24 protein-coding genes are annotated in these 26,144 nt (G+C 46.2%); 17 read left to right on the top strand and 7 right to left on the bottom strand.

Annotated elements, in window-relative coordinates; translation table 11 throughout:
- Nucleotides 1-42 precede the first annotated feature (42 nt).
- The 3 genes from NST74_RS28330 to pgmB all read left to right on the top strand — a co-directional run bounded on the left by NST74_RS28330 (nucleotide 43) and on the right by pgmB (nucleotide 5,420).
- Complete coding sequence (locus NST74_RS28330) at nucleotides 43-1,173, top strand: carbohydrate ABC transporter permease (RefSeq protein WP_341115593.1); 1,131 nt, start codon at nucleotides 43-45, stop codon at nucleotides 1,171-1,173.
- A complete protein-coding gene (locus tag NST74_RS28325) occupies nucleotides 1,173-2,264 on the top strand; it encodes a carbohydrate ABC transporter permease (protein WP_042131499.1) in 1,092 nt (363 codons plus the stop codon). Before NST74_RS28330 ends, NST74_RS28325 begins: the two co-directional genes overlap by 1 nt.
- Before the next feature lie 150 nt (nucleotides 2,265-2,414).
- The gene (gene pgmB / locus NST74_RS28320) at nucleotides 2,415-5,420 is read left to right on the top strand and encodes a beta-phosphoglucomutase (protein WP_341115592.1); all 3,006 of its coding nucleotides are present in this window, start codon (nucleotides 2,415-2,417) and stop codon (nucleotides 5,418-5,420) included.
- Nucleotides 5,421-5,490: 70 nt separating this feature from the next.
- Here the strand turns inward: pgmB and NST74_RS28315 are convergent, their stop codons facing one another.
- From NST74_RS28315 to NST74_RS28305, 3 genes are read right to left on the bottom strand one after another with little or no spacing between them, the layout of a single operon-like run.
- Complete coding sequence (locus NST74_RS28315) at nucleotides 5,491-6,882, bottom strand: aldehyde dehydrogenase (RefSeq protein ID WP_341115591.1); 1,392 nt, start codon at nucleotides 6,880-6,882, stop codon at nucleotides 5,491-5,493.
- A 33-nt stretch (nucleotides 6,883-6,915) separates the two neighbouring features.
- Nucleotides 6,916-7,890 carry an aldo/keto reductase gene (locus tag NST74_RS28310; protein WP_341115590.1) on the bottom strand — a complete coding sequence of 325 codons (975 nt, stop codon included), beginning with the start codon at nucleotides 7,888-7,890 and terminating at the stop codon, nucleotides 6,916-6,918.
- A 27-nt stretch (nucleotides 7,891-7,917) separates the two neighbouring features.
- Nucleotides 7,918-8,790, bottom strand: coding sequence for a LysR family transcriptional regulator (locus NST74_RS28305; protein ID WP_341115589.1), 873 nt, complete (start codon nucleotides 8,788-8,790; stop codon nucleotides 7,918-7,920).
- Between the two features lie 96 nt (nucleotides 8,791-8,886).
- On the opposite strand from NST74_RS28305, the gene NST74_RS28300 reads away from it, so the two are divergent.
- Nucleotides 8,887-9,774 carry a DMT family transporter gene (locus NST74_RS28300; RefSeq protein WP_341115588.1) on the top strand — a complete coding sequence of 296 codons (888 nt, stop codon included), beginning with the start codon at nucleotides 8,887-8,889 and terminating at the stop codon, nucleotides 9,772-9,774.
- A gap of 181 nt (nucleotides 9,775-9,955) precedes the next feature.
- Here NST74_RS28300 and NST74_RS28295 read toward each other — a convergent pair whose 3' ends face one another.
- Nucleotides 9,956-11,053, bottom strand: coding sequence for an FUSC family protein (locus NST74_RS28295; protein ID WP_341115587.1), 1,098 nt, complete (start codon nucleotides 11,051-11,053; stop codon nucleotides 9,956-9,958).
- Between the two features lie 308 nt (nucleotides 11,054-11,361).
- Here NST74_RS28295 and NST74_RS28290 point away from each other — a divergent pair, with 308 nt between their 5' ends.
- The 7 genes from NST74_RS28290 to NST74_RS28260 all read left to right on the top strand — a co-directional run bounded on the left by NST74_RS28290 (nucleotide 11,362) and on the right by NST74_RS28260 (nucleotide 18,614).
- Complete coding sequence (locus NST74_RS28290; RefSeq protein WP_341116009.1) at nucleotides 11,362-12,471, top strand: ABC transporter ATP-binding protein; 1,110 nt, start codon at nucleotides 11,362-11,364, stop codon at nucleotides 12,469-12,471.
- Nucleotides 12,461-13,273: an ABC transporter permease gene (locus tag NST74_RS28285; RefSeq protein WP_076120198.1), complete on the top strand. Its 813-nt coding sequence runs from the start codon at nucleotides 12,461-12,463 to the stop codon at nucleotides 13,271-13,273. The genes NST74_RS28290 and NST74_RS28285 overlap by 11 nt, the downstream gene beginning before the upstream one ends.
- Nucleotides 13,263-14,096 (top strand): ABC transporter permease, encoded by an 834-nt coding sequence (locus NST74_RS28280; protein WP_042131492.1) that lies wholly within the window; start codon nucleotides 13,263-13,265, stop codon nucleotides 14,094-14,096. Before NST74_RS28285 ends, NST74_RS28280 begins: the two co-directional genes overlap by 11 nt.
- Nucleotides 14,093-15,166 (top strand): ABC transporter substrate-binding protein, encoded by a 1,074-nt coding sequence (locus NST74_RS28275; RefSeq protein ID WP_341115586.1) that lies wholly within the window; start codon nucleotides 14,093-14,095, stop codon nucleotides 15,164-15,166. The genes NST74_RS28280 and NST74_RS28275 overlap by 4 nt, the downstream gene beginning before the upstream one ends.
- A 233-nt stretch (nucleotides 15,167-15,399) precedes the next feature.
- Nucleotides 15,400-16,074: a response regulator transcription factor gene (locus tag NST74_RS28270; RefSeq protein ID WP_076120199.1), complete on the top strand. Its 675-nt coding sequence runs from the start codon at nucleotides 15,400-15,402 to the stop codon at nucleotides 16,072-16,074.
- Nucleotides 16,071-17,438 (top strand): sensor histidine kinase, encoded by a 1,368-nt coding sequence (locus NST74_RS28265; protein ID WP_341115584.1) that lies wholly within the window; start codon nucleotides 16,071-16,073, stop codon nucleotides 17,436-17,438. Before NST74_RS28270 ends, NST74_RS28265 begins: the two co-directional genes overlap by 4 nt.
- A 195-nt stretch (nucleotides 17,439-17,633) precedes the next feature.
- Nucleotides 17,634-18,614 (top strand): alpha/beta hydrolase, encoded by a 981-nt coding sequence (locus tag NST74_RS28260; RefSeq protein ID WP_341115582.1) that lies wholly within the window; start codon nucleotides 17,634-17,636, stop codon nucleotides 18,612-18,614.
- A gap of 67 nt (nucleotides 18,615-18,681) precedes the next feature.
- On the opposite strand, the gene NST74_RS28255 is transcribed toward NST74_RS28260, so the two are convergent.
- The 3 genes from NST74_RS28255 to NST74_RS28245 form a co-directional block, all read right to left on the bottom strand.
- The gene (locus tag NST74_RS28255) at nucleotides 18,682-19,503 is read right to left on the bottom strand and encodes a class I SAM-dependent methyltransferase (protein WP_339288489.1); all 822 of its coding nucleotides are present in this window, start codon (nucleotides 19,501-19,503) and stop codon (nucleotides 18,682-18,684) included.
- Between the two features lie 194 nt (nucleotides 19,504-19,697).
- On the bottom strand, nucleotides 19,698-20,549 hold the full coding sequence (locus NST74_RS28250) for a 1,4-dihydroxy-6-naphthoate synthase (protein ID WP_076120203.1): 852 nt from the start codon (nucleotides 20,547-20,549) through the stop codon (nucleotides 19,698-19,700).
- Nucleotides 20,549-21,211, bottom strand: a complete 663-nt coding sequence (locus NST74_RS28245) for a futalosine hydrolase (protein ID WP_076120204.1) — start codon at nucleotides 21,209-21,211, stop codon at nucleotides 20,549-20,551. Before NST74_RS28245 ends, NST74_RS28250 begins: the two co-directional genes overlap by 1 nt.
- A gap of 289 nt (nucleotides 21,212-21,500) precedes the next feature.
- Here NST74_RS28245 and NST74_RS28240 point away from each other — a divergent pair, with 289 nt between their 5' ends.
- From NST74_RS28240 to NST74_RS28215, 6 genes are all read left to right on the top strand, one after another.
- Nucleotides 21,501-21,971, top strand: a complete 471-nt coding sequence (locus NST74_RS28240; protein ID WP_269321975.1) for a MarR family winged helix-turn-helix transcriptional regulator — start codon at nucleotides 21,501-21,503, stop codon at nucleotides 21,969-21,971.
- Nucleotides 21,972-22,112: 141 nt separating this feature from the next.
- Entirely contained in the window at nucleotides 22,113-22,514 is a 402-nt protein-coding gene (locus NST74_RS28235; protein WP_341115578.1) for a DoxX family protein, read from the top strand.
- Nucleotides 22,515-22,531: 17 nt separating this feature from the next.
- Nucleotides 22,532-23,482 (top strand): ring-cleaving dioxygenase, encoded by a 951-nt coding sequence (locus NST74_RS28230; protein ID WP_341115576.1) that lies wholly within the window; start codon nucleotides 22,532-22,534, stop codon nucleotides 23,480-23,482.
- Nucleotides 23,479-24,099: an alpha/beta hydrolase gene (locus tag NST74_RS28225; protein WP_076120208.1), complete on the top strand. Its 621-nt coding sequence runs from the start codon at nucleotides 23,479-23,481 to the stop codon at nucleotides 24,097-24,099. Before NST74_RS28230 ends, NST74_RS28225 begins: the two co-directional genes overlap by 4 nt.
- 153 nt (nucleotides 24,100-24,252) lie before the next feature.
- Nucleotides 24,253-25,485, top strand: coding sequence for a multidrug effflux MFS transporter (locus tag NST74_RS28220; protein WP_341115573.1), 1,233 nt, complete (start codon nucleotides 24,253-24,255; stop codon nucleotides 25,483-25,485).
- Between the two features lie 111 nt (nucleotides 25,486-25,596).
- Entirely contained in the window at nucleotides 25,597-25,947 is a 351-nt protein-coding gene (locus tag NST74_RS28215) for a FlxA-like family protein (protein ID WP_339288479.1), read from the top strand.
- Nucleotides 25,948-26,144: the final 197 nt, after the last annotated feature.

Genomic DNA, 26,144 nt, shown 5'->3' with positions numbered 1-26,144 from the left:
TTTGTTATCCAAAGCGCGAGTATAGGAGGAGCTGGAGCTAATATGGGTGCACAAACACAAACACAACCACAACCACAGCCACAGAGGGAGCCGCAATCACAAGCTAAGCAAGCTGTCAGGCTTAGGGCGGTATTACTGTCTCTTCTAGTATTGATTGCTAACGTTGTTGTGAATGGCTTGATCTTTTTATTCTTTCGGGATTCGACGTTAAATCCACTACTAACAGCAGTTCTAGCCGTTCTTTGGGGAGTACTGGGCGTCTATCTGATCTACTACACACTTACCTGGGCAGTTGAACAATATCCTGATCATATACGCCGAAAGGTGTTGCCCTATATTTTTATAGGTCCGGCAGTGATTTTATTGGGGTGGCTATTGGTGCTGCCTGCACTGCGAACACTCTATTTGAGCTTTTTTAATGCTTCTTCAGAGAAATTTGTAGGTCTGAGCAACTATGCTGCGATCTTTAGCGACCATCTGATGGCGACGGCACTGCGTAACAATTTACTTTGGGTGTTCATAGGCACACTGGCATGTGTAGCTTTCGGACTCCTAATTGCAATTCTTGCAGATCGAAGCAGCTACGAGAAAATCGCCAAATCGATCATTTTTATGCCGATGGCTATTTCTTTTGTCGCAGCAGGGGTCATCTGGAAGTTTGTATATTACTATCAACCCGGCGATGAACAAATTGGACTATTGAACGCCATCGTTACTTATTTTGGGGGAGAACCACAGGCATGGACGAGTATGCTTCAGCCGTGGAATAACTTTTTCCTCATTATTATTCTGATCTGGATGCAGACTGGGTTTGCGATGGTAATATTCTCTGCAGCTATCAAGGGAGTTCCTGACGACATTTTGGAAGCTGCACGGGTGGATGGTGCTAATGAGGTGAAGATCTTCTTTGGAATCATGATCCCTTATATTTCAGCAACCATTCTGACTGTGACAACGACAATTATCGTCTTTACGTTGAAAATATTTGACGTCGTCATGGTGATGACAGGAGGTCAATACGATACAGAGGTAGTGGCTACGCAGTTTTACCGGCAATTCTTTATGTACCGAAACTTCGGTTACGGCTCCACGCTGGCTATTGTTCTGCTGATCGCGGTGTTGCCAGTGATCATAATCAATCTACGTCAGTTCCGTAAGCAAGGGGGATTCTAATGGCCGGGAAAAAGAAGAGAAAAGGCAGCAAGACGATTGTAAATATCGTGCTGGGTGTGATTTGCTTCATTTGGCTGCTTCCGACGCTGGGGCTGTTTATTTCCTCCTTTCGTCCGGCTGCCGATATTTTGCAGACTGGATGGTGGAAAGCTTTTCCCCATCAGGAGTGGAAGGCTGGAGAGACCCTTCAGCTATCGAAGGATGTGGATCTGCGGGAGCCGATTGAGGTAAACGGCAAAACCTATACCGATGATCAACTGAAGGCAGGCGTGAAGGCCGATGGCAGTCGTTTGATGTGGGAGAACCGTAGAGCACGTACCATAAATCAACAGGAACAAGGCTGGAAAATGACACCCGATCTCACATTGGATAACTATAATAACGTGCTCTCCGGTAAGGAATATAAGCTCAAGCAAGCTGATGGCAGTGAAACGGTGCAAAAAGGTACCGGATTGTCGCAAGCCTTCTGGAATACACTGACGATTGCTGTTCCGGCGACGGTTATTCCGGTGTTGATTGCTTCCTTTGCCGCTTATGCATTTGCTTGGCTGCGTTTTCCTGGACGGCGAACACTTTTTGTCATCATTATCGCTATGCTCGTTATTCCAATCCAAGTGGCACTTATTCCAGTGCTTAAAGATTATACCGCGCTTGGACTGAACGGAAGCTATTTGGGCATTTGGCTGGCGCATACAGCTTTTGGGTTACCGCTAGTTACGTACTTTATGTATAACTTTATCAGTCAGCTACCTAAGGATTTGTTTGAGTCGGCTTTTATGGATGGGGCGAGCCATTTCACTATTTTCAGTAGATTGATACTACCGTTATCTGTGCCTGCACTGGCTTCTATCGGAATCTTTCAATTCCTGTGGGTGTGGAATGATTATTTAGTCTCGCTGATTTTTATCGGCAATCAACCTTCTGTTCAGGTCATGTCGATGAAAATTGCCGACTTAGTAGGCTCACGGGGCAACGACTGGCATTTACTCACCTCGGCTGCATTTATCTCCATGCTGATGCCGCTCGCTATTTTTTTCCTGCTGCAAAAGTATTTCGTCAGAGGACTTATGGGTGGATCGATAAAAGGCTGATTTGAACATTGTGGGAACGTAAGCTAAAACACCTTCGGCGTCCATATAAGGTTGGTAATGTTTATGCGGGAATTACAAGGATAAAGTATAGCATCAAATTTATACTTTCTTATAACTGAACAAAACTGTGTCAGGGGGGGACTTAGAGAGATGAAGATGAAACCATACGTACATCCGGCTGCAGTATATCCTTACCGGGAGTGGAGTCTAGATGAAGAAAATTGTAATGAAGAGAACAATCAAAGAAGCGAAAGTGTATTTGCTCTTGGTAATGGATATATTGGCATGCGCGGTAATTTCGAGGAAGGCTACCATAGCCACTCGGGCTCATCTGTAACAGGGAACTATTTGAATGGATTTTTTGATTCCGAGCCTATTGTATACCCAGAGGGAGCTTATGGTTATCCTTCCCGCAATCAAGCTATGCTTAACGTGCCGGACGCCAAGATTATTGAGCTGAGCATTGAGGGGCATGCCTTTCAGTTAAACAGTGGAAAAGTGCATCGGTATGAACGGCAGCTGGATATGCGAAATGGAATCCTGCATCGACAGTTAGAATGGGAATCTCCTGCCGGACACAGGGTAGAGCTGAACATTCGGCGGATGGTGGCTTTGCAGCATAAACATTTAGCCGCCATCGATTACGAGGTCACGGCCTTGAATTTTGAAGGGACCCTAACGCTCACTTCATCGATCGATGGTGAGATTCAAAGGCCGGGGGTTACGGATGACCCCCGGCTGGGCTCGGGGAGTAAAGAACCTAGTTTGCTGCTGGTGGATACCGGTCATGAGCTCGAACAGAACTTTTTGTGGATGAAGCATAGGACGCGGCATACCCGGTTTGCGCTACTAACAGGGGTGAGCCATAGTCTGAATTGTAGCTCTGGATATGAAAGGGCCGTGCAGCTAGAAGGTCAGCGCTTATCCATGCAATGGGTTGTTCCGGTGGTGATGGGGGAAAGGATCTCCTTGACCAAGTACATTTCATATCATACCTCTAAGGATTACATAGAAGATGAGCTGTTAAGCAAGTGCTTGGGAGTGCTGAGCTTGGCGGAGAATAGTGGGTTTAAAGCTCTGGGTCAAGAACAACGGGATTTTTTGGATCATTTCTGGGCACATACTGATGTGGAGATTCAGGGGGATCTTGCGCTTCAACAGGGTATCCGCTTTAATGCGTTTCAATTGCTGCAATCCGTAGGACGTGACGGGGTTACGAACATCGGGGCCAAGGGCCTGACGGGAGAAGGATACGAAGGTCACTATTTCTGGGATACCGAGATGTACATGATCCCCTTCTTTACATTCACACAGCCGGAGATTAGCCGGAAGCTACTCGAATTTCGTTATGCCACGTTAGGTAAGGCGCGGGAGCGAGCAGCGGTGATGTCTCAGAAGGGAGCACTATATCCTTGGCGTACCATAGATGGCGCTGAGAACTCCTCTTATTTTCCGGCAGGAACAGCACAAATGCATATTAACGCGGATATTGCCTATGCCATTAAACAGTATGTGCGGGCTACTGGAGATGATGAGTTTTTAGTTCTGAAGGGAGCAGAGATGATATTCGAGACCTCCCGTTTTTGGGTAGATCTGGGTCATTTTAATCCGGCCAGGGAGGGTGCGTTCTGTATTGATGCGGTAACGGGTCCCGATGAGTATACAGCTATCGTTAACAATAATGCGTACACTAATCTAATGGTACGAGATCAACTCTATTATGCATATGAGACAGCCAAACTGCTAGGCAAGCAGTATCCGGAGCATTTTGAACGTCTGAAGCGAAAGATTGGTCTGACTGAGAAAGAGCCAGGTGATTGGCTACTTGCAGCGGAGAAGATGTATATCCCTTTTGATGAGGGGCTGGGCATCTATGCTCAGGATGATACTTTTCTGACTAAGAAGAAGTGGGATTTTGAACATACGCCAGAGGATAAATATCCGCTACTGCTCCATTACCATCCGCTGGTGATTTACCGTCATCAGGTGCTCAAGCAGGCAGATTTGGTAATGGCCATGTTCCTGCTGGGTGATCAGTTTAGCTTGGCGGACAAGATCCGCAATTACAATTACTATGAGCCGCTGACGACACATGATTCTTCTTTGTCTCCGTGCATTCACAGTATTATTTCTGCTGAGATTGGTGATTTAGCGGGGGCTTATTCCTATTTTGATCGTACGGTACGGATGGACTTGGATGATATTAACCGCAATGTGAAGGACGGGCTACACACTGCTGCTATGGCGGGTTCTTGGCTGTCGATTGTAAATGGGTTTGGTGGGATGCGCTTATGTGGCGGTATGCTATCCTTTAATCCTGTCTTGCCGGCACAATGGGACAGCTATCGGTTTAAAGTAACAAGCGGTGGACAGCTATTGGATATTTATGTGGATGATAAGGTAGTCGTCTATACCCTATTAGTAGGTGATGTGATTGAGATTCTGCATAAGGGAAATCTGGTGCAGCTGACTGCAAAGAAGCCGTTGTCCCTTTCAATTACAAAGCAGCTTGAGGCTGTTATTTTTGAACTGGACGGGGTTATTACCGATTCTGGAGAGCATCATTATTTAGCCTGGAAAGCCTTAGCGGATGAGCTTGCGATTTCTTTTGATAGAGAGAAGCATGTACGTCTGAAGGGCCATAGCCGAATGGAATGTTTAGAAATCCTACTGGAGGGAAGCGGCCTGAATTTACCCCAACCGGTAAAGGGAATGCTCTGCAACAAAAAGAACGAAAAGTATAAACAGCTAATTCAACAAATGACACCGGATGATTTGCTCCCGGGTATCCATAGTCTGCTGACCAGTTTGAAAGAAAAGCGAATCCCCGTTGGGCTGGCTTCAACCAATGAGAATGCGATGTTGATTCTTGAACGCTTGAAGATTGGGCGTTTGTTTCAGGCTATTGCTGACCCCAAGAACATTCGTAAGGGCAAACCAGATCCGGAAATTTATTTGCAGGTTACTGAGATGCTGGGCATCTCACCTGACTGCTGCGTAGGTGTCGAGGATACAGAGGAGGGGATAGCTGCCGTTAAAGCCGCTGGTCTGAAGTCTGTTGGAGTTGGAGATATATCCATGAGAGATAGTGCTGAACTATGGGTTCCTTCTACCTCGGAGTTACAGGTAGAGAATTTGGTACAGTTGTTTCAGTAGTGAAAAGTCTTGCTCCTGAAAAGTCTGATAAACAGCAAGCCTCCCGATCATGGGAGGCTTGCTGTTTTGTCTATTTCAATACTTTCCGCACCAGCTTGACCTTATTCCCATAGGGTGGGTATACAATCCCGAGGTCGATTCGTGTACCTCTCTTGACGATGCTTTTGCGATGGGAAAAGACTTCAAAGCTGTGTTTACCGTGATAACTGCCAATTCCAGAATTGCCGACTCCACCAAATGGCAGGTTAGTGTTCGCCACATGAGAGATCGTATCATTGATGCAGCCGCCACCAAATGAGACTCGGGAAAGTACCTCTTGTTCAACATGTTTATCCTCTGTGAACAGATAAAGCGCAAGCGGTTTTGGGTGCTCGTTAATACTCCGGATCGCATCATCCAATTGATGGTATTCCAATATGGGCAGGATCGGACCGAAGATCTCATCCTCCATAGAAGCATCAGTCCAAGCCGCAGGATAGATTAGTGTAGGTTCAATATAACGTTCTTCTGAAATGACGGTTCCGCCCATTACCACCTTTTCCCGATCCCGCTCAATGAGGTCGGAAAGTCTTTGCAACTGGCGCTCATTCACGATCCGGCCATAATCAGTATTCGGCTGTGCATTTTGACCGTAGAATTCAGTGATTTGATGTTTGATTTTGGTGATCAACTCATTAGCAATGTCCTTTTGTACAAGCAAATAATCGGGCGCAATACAGGTTTGACCAGCATTTAATAATTTGCCCCATACGATTCGCTTCGCTGCAATATCCAGATTGGCTGATTTGTCGACAATGACCGGACTTTTCCCGCCGAGCTCCAAAGTTACAGGTACTAGATTCTTCGCAGCGGCTTCCATAACGATCTTTCCGACCGGAACACTACCCGTAAAGAAAATATAATCAAACCTGGCATGGATCAGTAAATTCGTTATCTCTTTCTCCCCCTGAACTACGCGGATATACTGCGGTTCGAAGGTTTCCTGAATAAGCTGCTCTATCACAGCCGTGATAGCAGGTGTGCTCTCCGATGGCTTGAGGACAGCGCAGTTACCGGCGGCAATGGCACCGATCAGCGGCTCAATCAGCAACTGAAACGGATAATTAAATGGGCCAATAATGAGTGCAGTACCGTAAGGTTCACTTAAGATATAACTCTTTGCAGGAAATAAATGGAGTGGTGATCTAACCTTTACGGGTTTCGACCAACGTTTGAGATGCTTCATCATGTAACCGAGGCTGTCCAAGGTGAAGCCGATTTCTGTAGCATAAGCCTCGAACTCACTTTTTCCTAAATCTTGATGTAAGGCAGCCATAATCCGACTCTCGTATCGTTTAATACTGTCTTTAAGTTTCTGCAGCTGACTCAGTCGAAAAGCAACCTCTTTCGTTACCCCACGATTAAAAAAGTCCTTATGCTCTTCAAGCATCACTTGGATGCTAGCCGTTGTCTGTGGAGTCATAATACTCCCCTCCTTCATTGTGATGGGCCCGATTTATGGGAGCCGGTAAAAGGCAAAGGGCTCGCCAAAGCGAAAGGAAGCACTTGCCTCATCTAGCTTGCAAACCGTTTCTTCATTAAGCGGAATGGACGTGCTTTGCAAATTCTGTTCCAGCTGCTCCACGCGTGTAGCCCCAACAATAACTGTCGAGACGGCAGGACGATTCATGAGCCAAGCTATGGAAAGCGCAGTAGAAGAGGTTCCCAGTTCTTCAGCAATTTGCCCTACTTTCTGCCCCAGTTCGATTCGGTCATGATCAAGGAATCTTTTGAAATTAGGATCGGTATCTGCTCTGGACCCTGAAGGTGCGGAACCGCTTGAATTATATTTGCCTGTGAGAATTCCACCCGCCAGTGGAAAATAAGGAATGATTCCTACACCTTGATCAAGACAAAGGGAGAGAAGCTCATTCTCCGGCGTCCGATCCGCTAAGGAATAGCTGCACTGAATCGAAATATACTTGGCGAAGCTCCGAGCCTCACTGATTCCAATCGCCTTCATCAATTGCCATGCTGTATAGTTGGAAGCCCCGATATAGCGCACTTTTCCCGAAGATACCATATCGTCCAAGGTCCGTAACGTCTCTTCAAGTGGCGTATAGGGATCAAAGGTGTGAATCTGGTATAGATCGACATAGTCCGTTTGTAGACGGCGAAGACTATCTTCTAATTCCTGCATCAAATGGCGCCTTGAGGAGCCGCTTCCGTTAGGTCCGTCATGCTTAACTAAACCTGCTTTAGTGGCGAGAACAGCCTCATGTCTTCTACCCTCCAAGGCCAGGCCGATGATTCGCTCGGATTCTGTTCCAGCGTAAATATTAGCGGTATCAATAAAGTTAATTCCGTGATCCAGCGCAGCATGTACAATCTGAATGGAGGTCTCTTGATCTGCCCTTTTGCCAAAAGCGTTCGTCCCCAGTCCCAATGTGGATACTTGTAAGCCGCTATTTCCAAGTCTTTTAAAGTTCATACTCAGCACTCCTCATAATAAAATGATCTACTCTTGAGCAAAAAGATCCAGAGCCGTCTCCATGAACATCTTCACAGCAATGGAAGTATCGGTAAGCGAACTAACCGCAATATGTATATCTCTGAAGGCATCGGGCTGCAGTTCGCGGGTAACTACATTTGGAGGTAAAGATAACAAGGACAACTCAGACATGACACCAACAGCCAGCCCCTCTTGAACCATATTAAGAGCTGTTGCGTAGTTATTCACCACGTATTTTACATTCAGATAGCTGCTGCTTCTGCGGAATAAATCTACCACCGGTGGTTCATAGCCTGCTTTGCAGATCAGCATAGGCTCATCCGCTAATTCTCTCACACCTATGACAGAACGCTCGTGCAAAGGATGGTCATCTCTGATTACGGCGTACAACTTTTCTCTATATAATGGGATAGTTTCGAACGCTTCGCAGGGAGCAAGCAACAAGCCAACATCAATTTCTTTGGATTCCAGCCATTCTCTGACTTCGGCGATAGAGCCTTCTTGCAGGCTGATCGTGATATTCGGATATCGGGCAGTGATAGAGCTAATAATCTTCGGTAAAAAATAGGCAGAAGCCACGGGAAAAGCGCCAATCCGAATGCTTCCTTTCTCAAGTCCCCGCTCCGCGTAAATCTCCTGATTGACCTTATCAAAGCCCATTAGAATTTCACGAAAAATAACAAGGATACGCTTGCCGATGTCAGTAAGCATAAGACCGTTACGCCGATCCCGAAGTAATAGCTTAACATCCAGTTCGGCTTCTAGAGACGAGATCGCTCGACTGACAGCAGGCTGGGTCATATTCAGTTCTACACCAGCTTTGGTAAAACTACCGCTCTCGGCGATTTTGACGAACAAGCGAATTTGAGTATTGTTCATAACAAATATGATATGCCCCTTATGAGTATTATTCATTTCATTTATATTCTTAATTATTGTATCATTTGTGATGAATCTACACCAAGGAGTGAATACATGAATCAGCAGAAGAAAAGCATCATCCTTCTTATATTTTTGGTGATTGTATGGGGCATTAATTGGCCTATATCTAAAATCGCCTTAGACTACGCTCCGCCCTTATTATTTGCAGGTATCCGAACCGTCATCGGCGGATTTATTCTGATTCTAATTGCACTTCCTAAGATGAAGGAGCTCCGCTTCAAGCAGCTCTGGCCGATCTATCTGACCTCGGCTATATTAAGTATTGTGTTCTATTATGGCTTTCAGACGATTGGCTTGCAGTATGTACCCGCAGGATTGTTCTCATCTATTGTGTTTCTGCAGCCGGTATTGCTCGGCATTTTTTCTTGGCTGTGGTTAGGAGAGAACATGTATGGGCTTAAAATGGCGGGTCTATTGCTAGGGTTCCTCGGCGTAGCCTCCCTCAGTATTGGAGGACTTAATGGAAGCATCTCTATCTGGGGAATTATACTTGCTTTAGCCAGTGCATTGAGCTGGGCGTTAGGAACAGTATATATGAAACGAAATGCTGTGCGCGTGGATATGCTATGGATGACCGCTATGCAAATTTCGATCGGCGGTATCATTTTGCTGCTTTCGGGATCTACTACAGAGAAGTGGTCGGATATCACTTGGAGCGGAACGTTTATCATGGATACATTGTTTATCGCAATTTTTGTGATCGCGCTAGGATGGCTGATTTACTTCAAGCTGATTAACGAGGGAGAGGCAGGGAAGGTTGGATCATTCACCTTTTTAATCCCACTGATCTCAATAGGGACAAGCGTAGTCTTTTTAAATGAGCAGATTACCTTGAATCTTGTGATTGGCCTGTTGCTTATTGTTAGCAGCATCGTTCTGGTGAATGTGAGGATCGGGCGTGCCGCGAAGCAGTCGGTTTAGTTCAAATATAAAGTATAAGTAGTAATCAGGGTTCTAAGAGGGCATATTGATGAATAGGGAAGCATAAACGGCTTCGGCATCCTTATAAGGACGGTAAGCATTTAAGCGAGAAATATAAGGATAAAGTATAGTGTGTAACTTATACTTTCTTATATTTGAACAAAAGGGACACCCCCGAAGCTTATAGCTTCTGGGAGAGTCCCTTTTTAATAAAGCGTAAAGCGCGTGTGACTTCAACCGTTGAGGGTCGAGTGGCTACGACATAAGTAGCAGATTTAGCAAGTTCTACTTCTTCCAGCACCCGGTTTAGGTGACTGAAGACTGCGCCGAGATCCCGAATACTTGATAGCGAACAATTCCCTTGCAGTTCAGAGAAACTAGCCAATTGCAGATCACGAGCGTGTTGGATACAATCCGCAAGTGAACGTTGGCACTCGGCATCCGATAAAGTTTTGGTTCCATAAAGAGCAATACAATCTGCGGTTGCCTCCAGCACATCCTTCATCCAGTCCGAAGAGGCATGATGCGCGGGCAGAAGACGAATATCGTCTGCAATCTCTTTAACATAGGAATGAATGCTTCTTAAATGTGAGGTAGCCTGTATGAGCCCCTTCAGTTTACCACGGCACTGATAATGTGTGAGGGTATAGAACATTTCTTTCTGTTCCCGGCTGCTATTTGACAGGAGTTTACCTGATTCTTCCAGTAAATTGTCTTTCGGAGAATCACGTCTTACGCCTACGAGATCTTTTAATGCATCCGCAAGCAGAAGACTTCCTTCGAATGCCAATGCTTTTACCTTGACGAACCTGTTCGGCGGCACGATAATCATATTGATGGCCAGGGCGATCAGCACACCAATAAATGTTTCCCCTATTCTCCAAAGCACGTAGTCATTCTGGTAAAAAGTAAGAGCTAGAACGGAAGTAACACCTACCTGTGAGACAGCTTGAATGTTCATCTTACAAGCAGTAGCGATACCAATCCCGATGAGTAGAATGAGCAGGATAGAAAGTCCACCTACATCAAAAAACTGGCCAACAACTAGGCTAACGATCCCGCCAAGAATAATGCCGAGCAGGCGGTAGATTCCTTTTTCAAGCGATGCTTTAACGCTGGCTTGAGTGATGAGGATAGCCGCAAGGGGTGCAAAATATAAATATTGGCTACCATATATGCTGTGTACGGCGACCCATGAAAGTGAAGCAGCCAGCGTAATTCGTATCATGTAAAGTGAGAAACCATATTTTTCAAGGCGGTCTTGTAACCCCTCGTTCATTATCATTCATCTTCTTTCGGAAAAAAATGAAAAAACTGTCTGGTCTTTCAGTACGTTTTCATTATAGCATCCAAAAAAAGCCTTGGAAGACTGGATATTTTACAAAGTTGTTAAGTTTACGCATTCCTTTAATATGTACGCTATCGTATATAATGGTACAATCTAATATGCTATATCTATTGGAGTGTCAAATGAAAGGAGGAATTGTCGCTTATTAGCGCTGAGCATGCCCATTCGATTGTTCTCCGCGAGATGCGGGTAAAATAGTATTGTAATACTTAAGGTAAGGGAGGTTGTTAGCTATAGCTATTCAGGAAGGCACCATTATTTCATTTGAAGAGGTTACCAAGCAATATGACGACGAAGATCCGGTGTTGAAAGGAGTCAGCTTTGAGATAGAGCGCGGCAAATTCTATACACTACTTGGTCCATCAGGCTGTGGTAAAACGACTATTCTACGATTGATTGCTGGGTTCGCAGAGCCAACAAGCGGTTCAATCTTTTTAAACGGTAAAGTGATTAACCACATTCCAGCCAATGAACGGCAGGTCAATACGGTCTTTCAGGATTACGCATTATTTCCACACCTGAACGTATTCGAGAATGTGGCTTTCGGACTGCGCATTAAGAAGCTTAAGAAAGACGTCATCGCGAAGAAGGTGCAGGAAGCACTAAGTTTCGTTAACCTTGTGGGCTACGAGCAACGTGCCATTAACGAAATGTCTGGTGGTCAACGGCAGCGCGTGGCCATTGCCCGCGCGATTGTGAATGAGCCGCAGGTTCTATTACTGGACGAGCCTCTATCTGCGCTCGATCTGAAGCTGCGTACAGAGATGCAGTACATACTGCGTGAAATGCAGCAACGGCTAGGCATTACCTTTATTTTCGTTACCCATGACCAGGAAGAGGCACTTGCGATGTCCGACTGGATTTTTGTCATGAACAAAGGGAAAATCGAGCAAAGCGGTACGCCTAACGATATCTATGATGAGCCGATCAACCGTTTTGTGGCTGATTTTATTGGCGAGTCCAACATTGTGCCGGGGGTTATGATTGAAGACTATCTGGTGGAGTTTAACGGTCGGCGCTTTGAATGTTTCGATGCCGGGCTTAAACCAAACGAAGCTGTGGAAATAGTTATTCGTCCCGAAGATTTGGAGATTTCAACACTGGAGCAGGGTAAACTACGTGTGCGAGTGGATTCCCAGTTGTTCCGGGGCGTGCACTATGAAATCAGCTGTTATGATGAATCCGGACATGAATGGCTTGTGCATTCTACACGTAAGGCGACTGTAGGCAGTGAAATTGGCCTTTATTTTGACCCTGAAGCGATTCATGTTATGCGTTTCGGTGAAACGGAGGAAGAATTCGACAAACGTCTGGAAGCTTACGCCGAGGTGGAGAGTCATGAAGAATAAGGGCAGATCGTATTATCTCATCCCTTATTACCTGTGGATCGCCTTGTTTGTAATCGCACCGGTGCTACTTGTCATCTATTATTCTCTATTTGATCTGGACGGGCATCTTACGCTAGATAACTACGTGAACTTTTTTACACCTGTGTATTTAAAAATGACGCTGACCTCATTCTGGTACGCGTTTCTAATTACAGCATTCTCTTTGCTGGTCGCCTATCCGGCGGCTTATCTGTTGACGAGAACGAAGCATAAGCAGCTATGGTTACTGCTGATTATTTTACCGACATGGATTAATTTGCTGCTGAAAACTTACGCTTTTATCGGCATATTCGGTACGTTCGGGCCGATTAACAATTTCTTTGATCTGCTGGGAATCGGAGAACAGCAAATTTTGTTTACGGGCTTTAGCTTTGTATTTGTATCCGTGTATATCTTTATCCCATTCATGATCCTGCCGATCTACAGTGCTTTGGAGGATCTCAATTTATCCTTGCTGGATGCGGCACGTGATTTGGGTGCTTCGGGCTGGACAACGTTCCGGCGCGTTATTTTTCCATTGACCATTTCGGGTGTACGTTCCGGATGTATGGCGGTATTCATACCAGCGCTGTCCCTGTTTATGATTACTCGTCTGATTGCAGGCAACAGGGTCATTACACTCGGTACTGCGATTGAGCAGCATTTTCTGGTCACACAGGACTGGGGCATGGGCTCCACGGTTGCAGTATTTCTGATTGCTATTATGGCGCTGTTCATGATTATTACAGGCGGATCGCGGAGAGGGGTGCGGAATGAGAAATAAAAACGGGTTCTCCAATCTGTACCTAGTGCTAGTGTTCGCTGTTCTGTATGCGCCAATCTTTTATTTGATGTACTATTCGTTCAACAGCGGGGGAACGATGCATAAATTCGAGGGCTTTACGCTGGATTATTATCGTGAGGTTCTTCAGGATACACGTTTGATTATTATCATGATCAACACGCTTGTAATCGCGCTTCTGTCCTCGGCTATCGCCACGCTTATCGCTATTATTGGTGCACTGGCCATTAAGAGTGTACAGAACCGCCGTGCTAAAAACACCTTGTTATCTCTGAACAACGTACTGATCGTTAGTCCGGATGTCATTATCGGTGCATCGTTCCTGATCCTGTTCACCATTGCTGGCATCAAGCTTGGCTTCGTGTCCGTCCTGCTCTCGCATGTCGCGTTCAGTGTGCCGATTGCCGTGTTGATGATTCTGCCGCATTTACAGGATATGAGTCCTTCATTGACGGATGCAGCGCGTGACCTTGGGGCAAGCCGCAAGGATGTTCTGACTAAGGTGATTCTGCCGATTATCAAACCGGGGATCTTTAGTGGATTCTTCATGGCGCTTACGTATTCACTAGATGACTTTGCAGTTACGTTCTTCGTAACGGGTAACGGTTATTCGACGCTATCTGTTGAGATTTATTCCAGAGCTCGGCAAGGGGTATCGTTATCCATTAATGCTTTGTCGACGCTGATCTTCCTGTTCACGATACTACTTGTTGTCGGTTATTACTTCTTGACTCTTAAGAAGAACCGTCAGAATACCTCGGAAGCTGTGGCGGAGCCGGTAGCGGAAGCGGGGGTGCCTAGATGAAACAGCTGGTAAATGCTTTTCTGGCGATCGTGATCACGGCATTTGCGCTAATGTACTTGGGCTCCTGGATGAACTCGAGAGAGGGCTATTCCGGAGGAAATACGCTGACTATCTATAACTGGGGCGACTATGTCGATCCTGATCTGTTGAAGGAATTTGAAAAAGAGACCGGATTAACGGTCATTTACCAAACCTTTGACTCTAATGAGGCCATGCTAACGAAAGTGGAGCAGGGTGGAACTACTTTTGATGTCGTAATTCCTTCTGATTACGCCATTGCTAAGATGAAAGAAGAAAATCTGCTCATACCGCTAGATCACAACAAGATTCCGAATCTAAAGAATATTGATTCACGTTTTATGGACCTTTCTTTCGATCCTGGCAACAAGTATTCCGTACCTTATTTCTGGGGAACGGTCGGGATTATCTTCAACCCGGACATGACCCAAGGGATGGACTTCACCAGCTGGGATTCTCTCTGGGACAGCAGACTGAAGAACAATATTTTCTTGGTCGATGGAGCGCGTGAAGTGATGGGTATGGCTTTGAACAGCTTGCACTATTCGGTAAATGACCGGGATGAGGCTCACCTGCAAGAGGCGCTGACCAAGCTGAATAAACTGTCCCCTAACGTAAAAGCAATTGTCGGAGATGAAATCAAAATGCTGCTTGCAAATGAAGAAGCAGCGGTCGGGATTGTGTGGTCCGGTGATGCTTCTGAGATCATGGATGAGAATGATAAGCTGGATTATGTAGTGCCTGAGGAAGGCTCAAACAAGTGGTTTGATAACATGGTCATTCCACGAACTGCGGATAATGTGGATGGTGCGCATAAGTTCATTAACTTCATGCTTCGCCCAGATGTTGCGGCTAAGAATGCAGAATACGTAGGTTATTCCACACCTAACATTCCTGCGCTGGAGCTACTGCCGAAGGAAACCTCCGAGGATACCCGGTTCTACCCGCCTGCCGAGATTACGGATCGGCTTGAGGTGTATGATAACCTTGGGAAACGGATGCTTGCTCATTATAATGAGCTCTTCCTGAAGTTTAAGATGAATAAGAAGTAAGTCGTTTGGAGGTAAAGTCAAACGACTCCAAGAGCGTCTACATGCGGATTCCCGTGTTAGACGCTCTTTTTTTGAAGCTTAAGAAGGATAAGTTTCACGCTATATATTATCCTTATATTTTTCGCAGAAACAATCAACGTCCTGAAAGAATGCCGAGGGCAAGGCGCTCCTTCTTGGCCGGAAGAATATTGTAGTATAATGGCTAGGATGGATAACAGGAAAAGAGGGTACGAATGCCTACTATACTAGTTGCTGACGACGATGCGAACATTCGCGAACTTGTCTGTTTATTTCTACGTAACGACGGATTCGATACAGCTGAAGCTGCAGACGGCAAGGAAGCGCTAGCCGTTTATGGCTCTAAGCATATTGATCTTGTTGTACTCGATATTATGATGCCGATTATGGATGGTTGGACGCTCTGCAAGGAGCTCCGAAGAGCCGATCCTGATCTTCCCTTACTTATGCTCACTGCGAGGGGGGAGACCTGGGAAAAGGTGAAGGGCTTCGAACTGGGGACAGACGATTATTTGACGAAGCCATTCGATCCACTGGAGTTGACGGTTCGTGTTAGATCCTTACTGAAGCGATACAAGATTGGTTCCACACAGACGATCCAGTTCGGCGATGTCATCCTTGATCGGCAGACCTATAAGGTGATGAGAGGAACTGAGTCACTGACGTTGCCACTCAAGGAGTTCGAATTGCTGTATAAGCTCGCTGGAACGCCCGGGCAAGTCTATACGCGCGAGCAGTTAATTGATCAGATTTGGGGGATTGATTACGCTGGGGATGATCGAACGATAGACGTACATATTAAACGGCTGCGCGAACGGTTTGCGACTACACCTGATTTTCGAATCGAGACCGTGCGGGGACTTGGGTATCGGCTTGAGGTTTACGAATGATCAAATCATTATATACACGTGTTGTTCTGACCTTTCTGGTCTCCGTGATCGGAGGCACATTGATTTCTCTATTTGTGACAACCTGGGTATTTCAAGATAAATTAAACGAAAACCTGCGAATTCCCTTACTTCGCTTTGGTCAGGACATCGCCCGGATATACGAAACCTTACCATCACGTGAAGCGGATGCTCTTATAAGTGGAATGAAGCAGCTTGATTCCTACCATATTCGAATTTACGATGAGAACGGCCAGTTCCAGTCTTACGGAGTGCTTAATGGAGAGAGCCCTGTTACCGTGACTAGTGAGCAACTAAAGAAAGTATTGGGTGGTGAAGCTGTTCAAGTTAAACCGAGTATAGGTTCTTCCAACCTCTTAGGACTACCTTTGAAAACTGAAATGGGAACGAAGGCGATGTTTGTGGAGCCGCTTGTGCCTCCTACTTTGTCTTCTACGAGGAATCTGCTATTTAATTTTTTGGCGTATTCATTAATAACGGGAAGCGTATTGATATTGGTCGCTTCTATGTTCTTAGTGAGACCGATCAAAAGGCTTACAAAGGCAACTAGGCGTATAGCAACTGGGGATTTCAATGTCGAATTAAATATTAAGCAGATGGGTGAGCTAGGTACCTTGGCTAATAGCTTCGAGGAAATGATGCACGATCTGCAGCACCTTGAGCAAATGCGCAGGGAGTTCGTAACGAATGTGTCGCATGAGGTTCAGTCTCCGCTTACCTCGATATCTGGTTATGCTATTGCGCTCAAGAAAGTAGCCCTCACAGAGGATGAACGAAATCGTTATCTCGACATTATAATTGCCGAAGCGGAGCGGATGTCCAAGATGAGCGATAGTCTGTTAAAGCTGAGTCTGCTTGAATCGCAATCGCAACAACTGCGGCTTATCACGTTCAGTCTTGATGAACAGATCAGACGGGTAATTGTGGCGATACAGCCTCAATGGTCGGCACGCAACATTAGCTTTGAACTTGATTTGAAACCGGTAATTGTATGGGCTGACCATGACCTGTTAAGTCAGGTGTGGACGAATCTCCTTGGCAATAGCATCAAATTCTCCAAAGATGACAGTGTGATAACCGTCAGTATCACCCAAGAGTTAAACAACGTGACCGTCCGAATATCCGACACTGGTATTGGCATTTCTCCTGAGGACCAAGAGCGCATATTTGAACGATTCTTCAAGGCAGATCGTTCCCATAGTCGCAAGTATGGCGGTAGCGGTATGGGACTGGCGATTGTCAAACAGATCGTCTCGCTTCATCAAGGTGACATTCGAGTGGAAAGTGAACCTGGAAACGGAACGACTTTCATCGTGACTTTACCTATCACAACACCGACAGCTTAAATTTGATTGCAATCGCTATTCTTCATGCTCCGGCGTTACATGTAAACCTCCTTGCATGTGATGCCGGAGTTTTTTTGACCTGTTCATATTCCGTTCATGTTGTCGTCATTAGGAGTACATCTTCTTTGGTTAAGCTCTCATTAGCGCAAACGTTAGGGCGACTTTAGAAACAGATTAGAACAGGAGAAGATGAGGGTGACACAAACAGAGGTAATAAAAACGGGGAACGGAAAGAAGAAACATAAAGTACGTAACTTGTTGCTAAAAATATTAGGAGCAATAGTGATTTTGATCGTGCTTTTTCTAGCCGTTGTTTATACAGTTAATGTGATTAGCAACAAAACAGATCAGAAAAAAATACATCAATATGGTCAATTAGTTCCTGTTGACGGAAAAAGTATGAATGTTTTGATCCAAGGACAAGGGGAGCAGACTATTGTGCTTATCCCGGGCTTTGGGACTGGAGCGCCAGCACTTGATTTTAAGCCGTTGATTGATGAGTTATCACCATTTTACAAAGTAGTGGCGGTTGAACCGTTTGGGTATGGACTCAGCGATGAAACTAAAAAAGAACGAACCACAGAGAATATCGTAAGTGAAGTTCATGAAGCCGTACAGAATCTAAACATTGACCAATATATTCTAATGGGTCACTCCATTGGAGGTATTTACGGATTGGAATATGCGAAGAAATATCCAAACGAAGTGAGTGCATTTGTAGGGGTTGATAGTAGTGTTCCTGAACAAGGCGGTATGGATGTTAAATTCCCGATAAAAAAATTAAAGCTGCTCAAAGACTCAGGTATCATTAGATTGGGATTGCAATTAAGCGGTGACCCTTATGATGGACTTCCATTTGATGATGAGACCAAAAAACAAATGAAATTGATATCGCTCAAAAATATGAATAATTCCACTACCTTAAATGAAATGGAACATATATATCCTAACTTTGTCGCAGCCAGAGGGTTGAAATTCGACAAGAATCTTCCCATTATATTCTTTATACAAGCGAATAATACAACCGTGAAAGATTGGATTCCTCTGCATGAAGGGCAAGTTAAGGAATCTGTGCATGGAAAAGTGATGACATTCGAAGGCGGACATTATTTACACCATTCCAGATCTAAGGAAATCGTTGAGAACCTAAATTTGTTCATGGAAGAAGTCAAATAAAATAAGAAAACGCTCCGACCTTCCTCCTAAGGGGAGAATCGGGGCGTTTTTGCGTTATGGGTAGAGATTATTTGATGCCGATTCTCATTCGGTAGCTGATCAGAACCTCTAAGGTGCGTCCTTGGAAATGATCTTCGACGGCAGCGCTGAAATCAGCAATGTCTTGATCGAGTAAGGCAGCGTCTTGCTTCAGCACGGTTCGTATTCCACCTTGGCTTAGAGCGAGTCCTACATAGCGCTCTGAATCGCAGGACTCTAGATTATGAAATACGATTTCTCTAGCAAAAGAGAATGCGCCACTAGCCTGAATCTGTGACAAATGCCCTTCTTTGTCCCATTTGTAAGCTCTCTCTGCATCAGGTAAGAGTGAGGCGAGCAGTTCCTCTGATTTGGAGATTAGTTGGTTGTAACGTTCTTCTACTTTCTGATGAAGGGGGAGAGGCCAGTCGCAATCGTAGGCTGCGAAGACGCCACCCGTTCTTAAGACCCGGGATATTTCTCGAAGTGTACTTTGAGGATCCATCCAGTGGAATGACTGTGAGCAGGTCACAATGTCTACGCTGTCCGCTGCAAGTGGAAGCTGGTTAGAATAACCTTGTACAAATGTGATGGATTGGGGATCTTCTATTTGGCTTAATTTATCGATTGCTTTTCCTAGCATATCTCGATTTGGTTCAATGCCGATGATGTTGTCCGCGACACCCTTCCACAGAAAAGTAGATAAGCCCGTACCACAGCCTATATCTGCGATGAGTGAAGGTGAGGTGCCTAAGTAATCGGTCAGCAGTTTGATAATCATGGCAGGAGCTTCGGGGCGGTAGCGGTCATAGTCATCTTGAAAGCCTAGGAATCGGTCGATATTCTGCTTGCTATTGTTTTCAGGTATCATGTGATCCTCCTTCATAGAACCTATTTATAGGTCTATTGTATAGCCATTGCTCCAACATGCCAAATAATGGTCACCAGGCAATCGCAGATAATGCTACTTAGAATAAACAAAATCCCCGGAGGACACCTTATGGGTGTAATCGGGGATCTAGGTAATATTTAATTTTATAGTACGCTAAGAACGTCTAGTACATGCTACCGAAGTAATGCAGGATCGATCGCAGGGACAAGTCCTTCTGCTGCAGCGCGATTTAGTAAGGCGGAAATTGCAGCGTAACCGTCATCGCCTAGGTTCATCGAGAAGTCGTTCACATAGAGATCAATATGAGATTTGGCCACTTCTGGAGCCAGCTCTTGAGCATGACTAAGCACATAGTCTCTAGAATCGGTAGGATGATCCCACGCATATTGAAGAGAGCTGCGAATCCAGCCAGTAATGGCATCGGCATCCAGATCGCGGCGAGCAATGATCGCACCCAGTGGAATTGGCAATCCGGTATCGCTTTCCCACCAGCTGCCAAGGTCAGTCAGCATATTAAGACCATAAGACGCGTAAGTAAAGCGGGCTTCGTGAATCACCAGCCCGGCATCGATATGTCCATCGCGAACGGCAGGCATGATCTCATCGAAAGGCATGACAATGATTTCGCCAATGCCTCCCGTCACATGCTGTGCTGCCCATAATCTGAAGAGTAAATATGCTGTAGAGCGTTCGCTAGGCACTGCAATCCGGCGCCCGGCCAGCTTCTCGGGACGTTTGATCGCTGTTGGGCCACTTGCTGTAAGAAGCAGCGGGCCGCAGCCACGACCCAGTGCACCGCCGCATGGCAGCAGTTTGTAGCGATCAAGAACCCAAGGTAGAGCGGCATAGGAGATTTTAAGGACCTCAGGTCCTTCTCCGTTAGCAGCGAGTGTGTTAGTAATATCAATGTCGGCATAGGTTACATTAAGTTGTGGTGCATCCGGGACAAGCCCGTGTGCCCAGGCATGAAATACAAAGGTATCGTTAGGGCAAGGGGAAAAAGCGATATTAAGCTCAGTTGTCATTACAGCACCTCCAGTAGTATAGCGGCTGCCGCCGTTAATGCTTCCATTGCATCGCCGATCTTCCAAGCAGCCCGGTCGCGGGGACCGACCGGGTTCGAAATAGCGCGGAGCTCCAGTACCGGGAGCCCCAGCGCCTCAGCGGCCACGGCAACTCCGTGGCCTTCCATTGCCTCCGCGACGGCACCGGGATGCCGCGCGATGAGGGCGGCGGCCGTCTCCGCGGTGCCGGTCGCCGTTGAGACCGTAAGCACGGTCCCCGTGCTTACGGTCAATCCGGCCGCTGCCAGCGCGGCCGAAACCGCCTGCACCGTGCCGCGGTCAGCCGGCACGGACACGCTGCCGAAGCCGAGCTCGGCAGCGCTGCGGAAGCCCTCCGGCGTCTCGGCCCCGAGGTCGGCGGCAATCATCTCGCTGGCAACGACCAGCGAGCCTAAAGGTGCCACCCCGGGGAACCCGCCGCCGATCCCAGCGCTGATTACGCAGCCGTAAGACCCGGCTGCGAGTGCCGCGGCGGTTCCCGCCGCCGCTGCTGCCGTACCTGCGCCGGCAGCAATCACATGGAACCTGTCGCTGCCTTGCAGGCCGCGCAGGACCGCGTCCCGCTCTGCGGCTACGGCTGTTACGATCAGCACGCGCCGCGTTCCAGCTTGTTGCTCCACCATCAGGCTGCCTCCTTTAAGGGTTGTGAAATCGCTTCCTAAATAGTCATTCGTAAAGACAAGAATACGCCGTTTTAGGGATCAGGTCAAACTTAGAGTGATTTTCATCACGTTCGTAAAAGATCGCAAATAAAACATAAGCAGTTCGTTAGGCCGCTTAGTTAATCTTTTTTAGCGGCGAGGTTGACAAAGATAGTGTGAAGAAGTATAGTTATCTTAACTTAAAGATATTTAATGTAAAGACATTTACATTGTATTGAACAACAAGGCTGTCCGAGTGGAGGTGGAAATGATGAGTAGTACCGAAGAGAACGTACGTAATGCAGAGAATACTACGGAGATGGATCAGGCGTCTTCTTTAAAGTTATTTGTTGTATTATCTAAGGCTTATAGAAGCTTGATGGATCAAGCTGTGAAGGATATGAAGAGTTATGGGTTGGCATCTGCCGAGTTCATGGTGCTTGAGGTGCTGTATCACCGGACCCGTATTCCACTGCAACAGATCGGGGAGAAAATTCTCGTTACGAGTGGAAGCATCACCTATAATATCGATAAGCTGGAGAAGAAAGGTCTGCTGAAACGTGTGCCGTGTAGCGAGGACAGACGCGTGACCTATGCGGAGATTACGGATGCAGGGCGTGAGCTGTTCGATCAGATTTTTCCGCGTCATGTGGCTTCGATTCATGATTTGATGCGTGGACTGGATAAGGATGAGAAGGGGCAGGCTATCGAATTACTGAAGAAGCTAGGCAAAGGTGTATAGGAGCGCTGAAATAGCGTAATGAAGGGCACATCTATAAGGTCGGAAGCAGTTCGCTGCTTCTTACCGCTGAAAGACAAAAATTTTTATCATATATCTTAATGTTAAGATAATTAAATCAAAGAAAATTGGAGTGGATTAACAATGATAAGTGTAGGAATATTATTGATGAGATTAGTGATCGGGATTGCATTCATAGGACATGGTGCACAAAAGTTATTTGGATGGTTTGGGGGTTACGGCCCGAAGGGTACAGGTGGGTGGATGGAGTCCATCGGCATTAAACCGGGGGTTACTATGGCAATACTGGCAGGAATAATGGAGCTGGTAGGCGGATTCATGTTCGCGGCAGGCCTTCTGACACCTGTTGCAGCGGTGTTGATTGTTGCCACTATGCTGGGGGCTATCATTAAGGTTCATGCTCCAAATGGCTTCTGGTCTACTTCGAACGGAATTGAGTTTCCGCTTACGGTACTGGTAGTTGCTGCAGGTATAGCACTTACAGGGCCAGGTTCGATTTCTCTGGACGCATTGATTTTTAACTAAGAAGGGGGTTTATTATTATGACACTTCAAACTGCAGGAATCCATCATATTACCGCTTTTGTTGGAGATGCTCAGCGTAATGTTGACTTCTACGCCGGCATTCTGGGACTACGGCTTGTGAAGAAGACGATTAATTTTGACGCTCCGGAAGTCTATCATTTATATTTTGGAAATGAGGCAGGTGCTCCGGGAACGATTATTACTTTTTTTCCTTCACCTGTAGGGCGTAAAGGAAGAATCGGCAGTGGTCAGGTTGGTGTAACGACTTACGCGGTACCGGTGGGCTCTCTGGCATTCTGGGAACAGCGTCTTGCCGCATATCAAATTTCAGTTACTCTTAAAAATAGAATCTCGGAATCTTATCTATCCTTTGCTGATTATGACGGTTTGCGTATTGAACTGGTGGAACGTGAGGAAGGGCTGCTTAGTAAATGGTCTTTCGGTGGGGTTCCTACCGAGCATGCGATCAAAGGGTTTGGAGGTGCTGTGCTCTATAGCAACGATCCGCTACAAACTGCAGAAACGCTTGTCCATACGATGGGAATGGAGCATATCGCTGACGGAGATGGATACAGTCGTTATAGAACTACTGGCAATTTGGGTAATATTATTGATCTAAAGACAACGCCGGTTCCGCAAGGAGCAGGAGGTACTGGTACCGTTCACCATATCGCTTGGCGTGCACAAGATGATGCTGAGCAGCTGGAATGGGCGCATCATGTACAGAGTCATGGACATCATCCGACACCGGTTCAAGACCGCCAATACTTTAATGCGATCTATTTCCGCGAAAGAGGTGGAATCCTCTTCGAGATTGCTACGGACCCTCCGGGCTTTGCCCGTGATGAAGCCGCGGATGCGTTGGGTGAGAAGCTGATGCTGCCATCTTGGTATGAACCGCATCGTGCGGTCATCGAAGAAAATTTAAGTCCTATTCAAATAAGAGAAATTGAGGTGAAGCAGGGATGATTCATGTATTCCATAAAGGTAAAGATGTAACGAAACCTACGCTTGTATTATTCCATGGTACTGGAGGCAATGAGCAAGACTTGCTGCCGCTCGCCGGCTTATTATCTCCCGATTCATCAGTGCTGGGCATCAGAGGAAATGTACTGGAGAATGGAATGCCGAGGTTCTTCCGACGGCTGGCTGAAGGGGTATTTGATGAGGCAGATCTAATCTTCCGTACGCATGAGCTCAAGCAGTTTCTGGATGATGCCGCCGCACAGTACGGATTCGATGCTGACAATCTGGTAGCCGTGGGTTACTCTAACGGTGCGAACATTGCGGGTAGCTTGCTGTTTCATTATAAGGATATTTTCCGCGCTGCCATTCTACTGCATCCAATGGTGCCGCTCCGCAATATTACACTTCCTTCGTTGGAAGGCGTGTCTATCTTCATTGGAGCAGGCACGAATGATCCACTCATTGCTTCTTCGGAGACTGAGGATTTGGAGATTATTTTGCAGAAGGCAGGCGCAGAGGTTACAACACATTGGGGTAATCAAGGTCATCGTCTGAGTGTTGCTGAGGCTGAAGCCGCCAGAGATTGGTTGCAGATGCGCAGTACATCCACAAATGCATAAAACGATCAGAATAACCGCCGAATGGCGGTTATTCTTGTTATACAGCCACCTATAACCCTCCATAAAAGGATTGATCAATTCACTTCCTTTACGTTAGTATGAAGAATACAAAAAAAGCCCTAGGGTTGCTTTAGAAAGGTTGAAATAAGAATCATGATTGGAATTCAAAAGGGTAATAAGCTTACCGCTGATGGACCGTCACGGAAGCAGAGACTGCAGCTCGCTGTGATTCTTGGCTCCATTACAACGATCGGCCCGCTGTCGATTGATATGTATTTGCCGGCACTGCCTACGCTTGTCGCGGATTTCGGTACGACTGCTGCTTTAGTGCAGCTTAGTCTGACCTTTTTTTTGTTGGGACTAGCTTCAGGTCAGTTGGTAGCTGGACCGCTGAGTGATGTATATGGCCGCCGCCGTCCGCTGCTTATAGGGATGTTCATTTATGCCGTTTCCTCAGTATTATGTGCCTTTAGTCCTTCGATCGGACTGCTGATCGGTTTGCGGTTTATTCAAGGTCTTGCTGGCTCAGTAGGTGTGGTTGTCTCCAGAGCGGCTGTTCGTGATTTATATAGTGGCTCTGAGCTCACGAAGTTCTTCTCGCTATTGATGATTGTGAATGGTCTCGGGCCGATATTAGCTCCGGTTATTGGGGGTCAGCTGTTAAGAGTGACCACATGGCAAGGGATATTCCTCGTATTATTTGCTGCCGGAATTATTTTTTGTTTAACAATTTTATTGCGCTTGCCGGAGACACTGCCGAAGGAGCGACGCTCTAAGAGCGGGCTGAAGGGTACGCTGCTTACTTTCCGAGTATTGCTGGGCAACCGTAAGTTTATGGGTTATGCCTTGTCTCAAGGTTTTGTAACGGCATCTATGTTCGCTTATATTTCAGGTTCTTCTTTTGTATTGCAAAATATTTTTGCGGTTACCCCGCAGGTATATAGTCTGATTTTTGCTATGAATGGGATCGGGATTATTATTACGGGTCAAATTGCCGGCAGACTTGCTGGTAAGGTAAGTGAGACTAAGCTGCTGCTTAGTGGACTATTGCTCTGTACGATGGGAGGTATCTTGCTGCTGCTGACGATTCTAGTAGGAGGAGGATTAATCCCAATTCTGATCTGTCTATTTGCAGTTGTCTCCAGTGTGGGGATTGTCGGAGCGACCAGCTTCTCATTGGCGATGCAAGATCAAGGCGAAACTGCAGGCAGTGCCTCGGCGTTAATCGGTTTAATTCCTCTACTGTTAGGTAGCTGTGTAGCGCCACTTGTTGGTCTTGGGGGAGTTGAGTCAGCACTTCCGATGGCCATAGTGATAGCATGTACTGGAGTTCTCTCCATTTTGTCTTATCTGCTGCTTGTTAGACGGGGAAAAGCCAGCACCTAGCAGTCTATCATTGTAACCTAGCAAGTAGTACTTTCAGCAAACTTTCAGCGGGTCTTAACGTTCCTTATCTGCAAAAGGATTATATTGGAGGTAAGGAAGGGAGGGATGACCATGAGTATATCAGCAGTTTCAGGTTCCGCATCGTATACCACCTCGACATCAAGCACTACAGATACCAGTGCGCTTGAGAAACAAAAAGCGAAGCTGGAAGCTGAACTAGACAAGATTGATGCCAGCTCAGACGATGAAAAGACCAAAGAAACGAAGACGAAGCAAATTGAGCAACAGATCAAAACCATCGAGGCACAAATTTCACAAAAGTCTCAGAGCAGCGCTTCCACCGCAGGTAGTGGAGTAGAGGCACCTGCCAAACCAGCGAACAATGCGCTTGCTGCAGCAAGTCCGCAAGAGATCGCTACCGCAACAACGGATAGTAAAGGCAGATTTGATATTCGAGTATAAACGCTAGCAAGACCCATGTTACATAACAGAGAGGGCATCCTTTGCCGTGAGGGATGTCCTTTTTGTTATGCATTTTTATGTGTAAACTACAGTTTCAATGCCCTTTAGCGGTATAGAATTCCAATAACAATCTTTAACTATTGCAGGGGTTGGGGCTGTACTGGGAGTCTAATTGAATAGGTGTTGATTATCATGGG

The sequence above is a fragment of the Paenibacillus sp. FSL F4-0125 genome, assembly GCF_038008565.1.
Taxonomy (GTDB): Bacteria; Bacillota; Bacilli; order Paenibacillales; family Paenibacillaceae; genus Paenibacillus_AQ.
The sequence above is the reverse complement of the archived record's forward strand: the minus strand, read 5'-3'. Positions and strand labels throughout refer to the sequence as shown.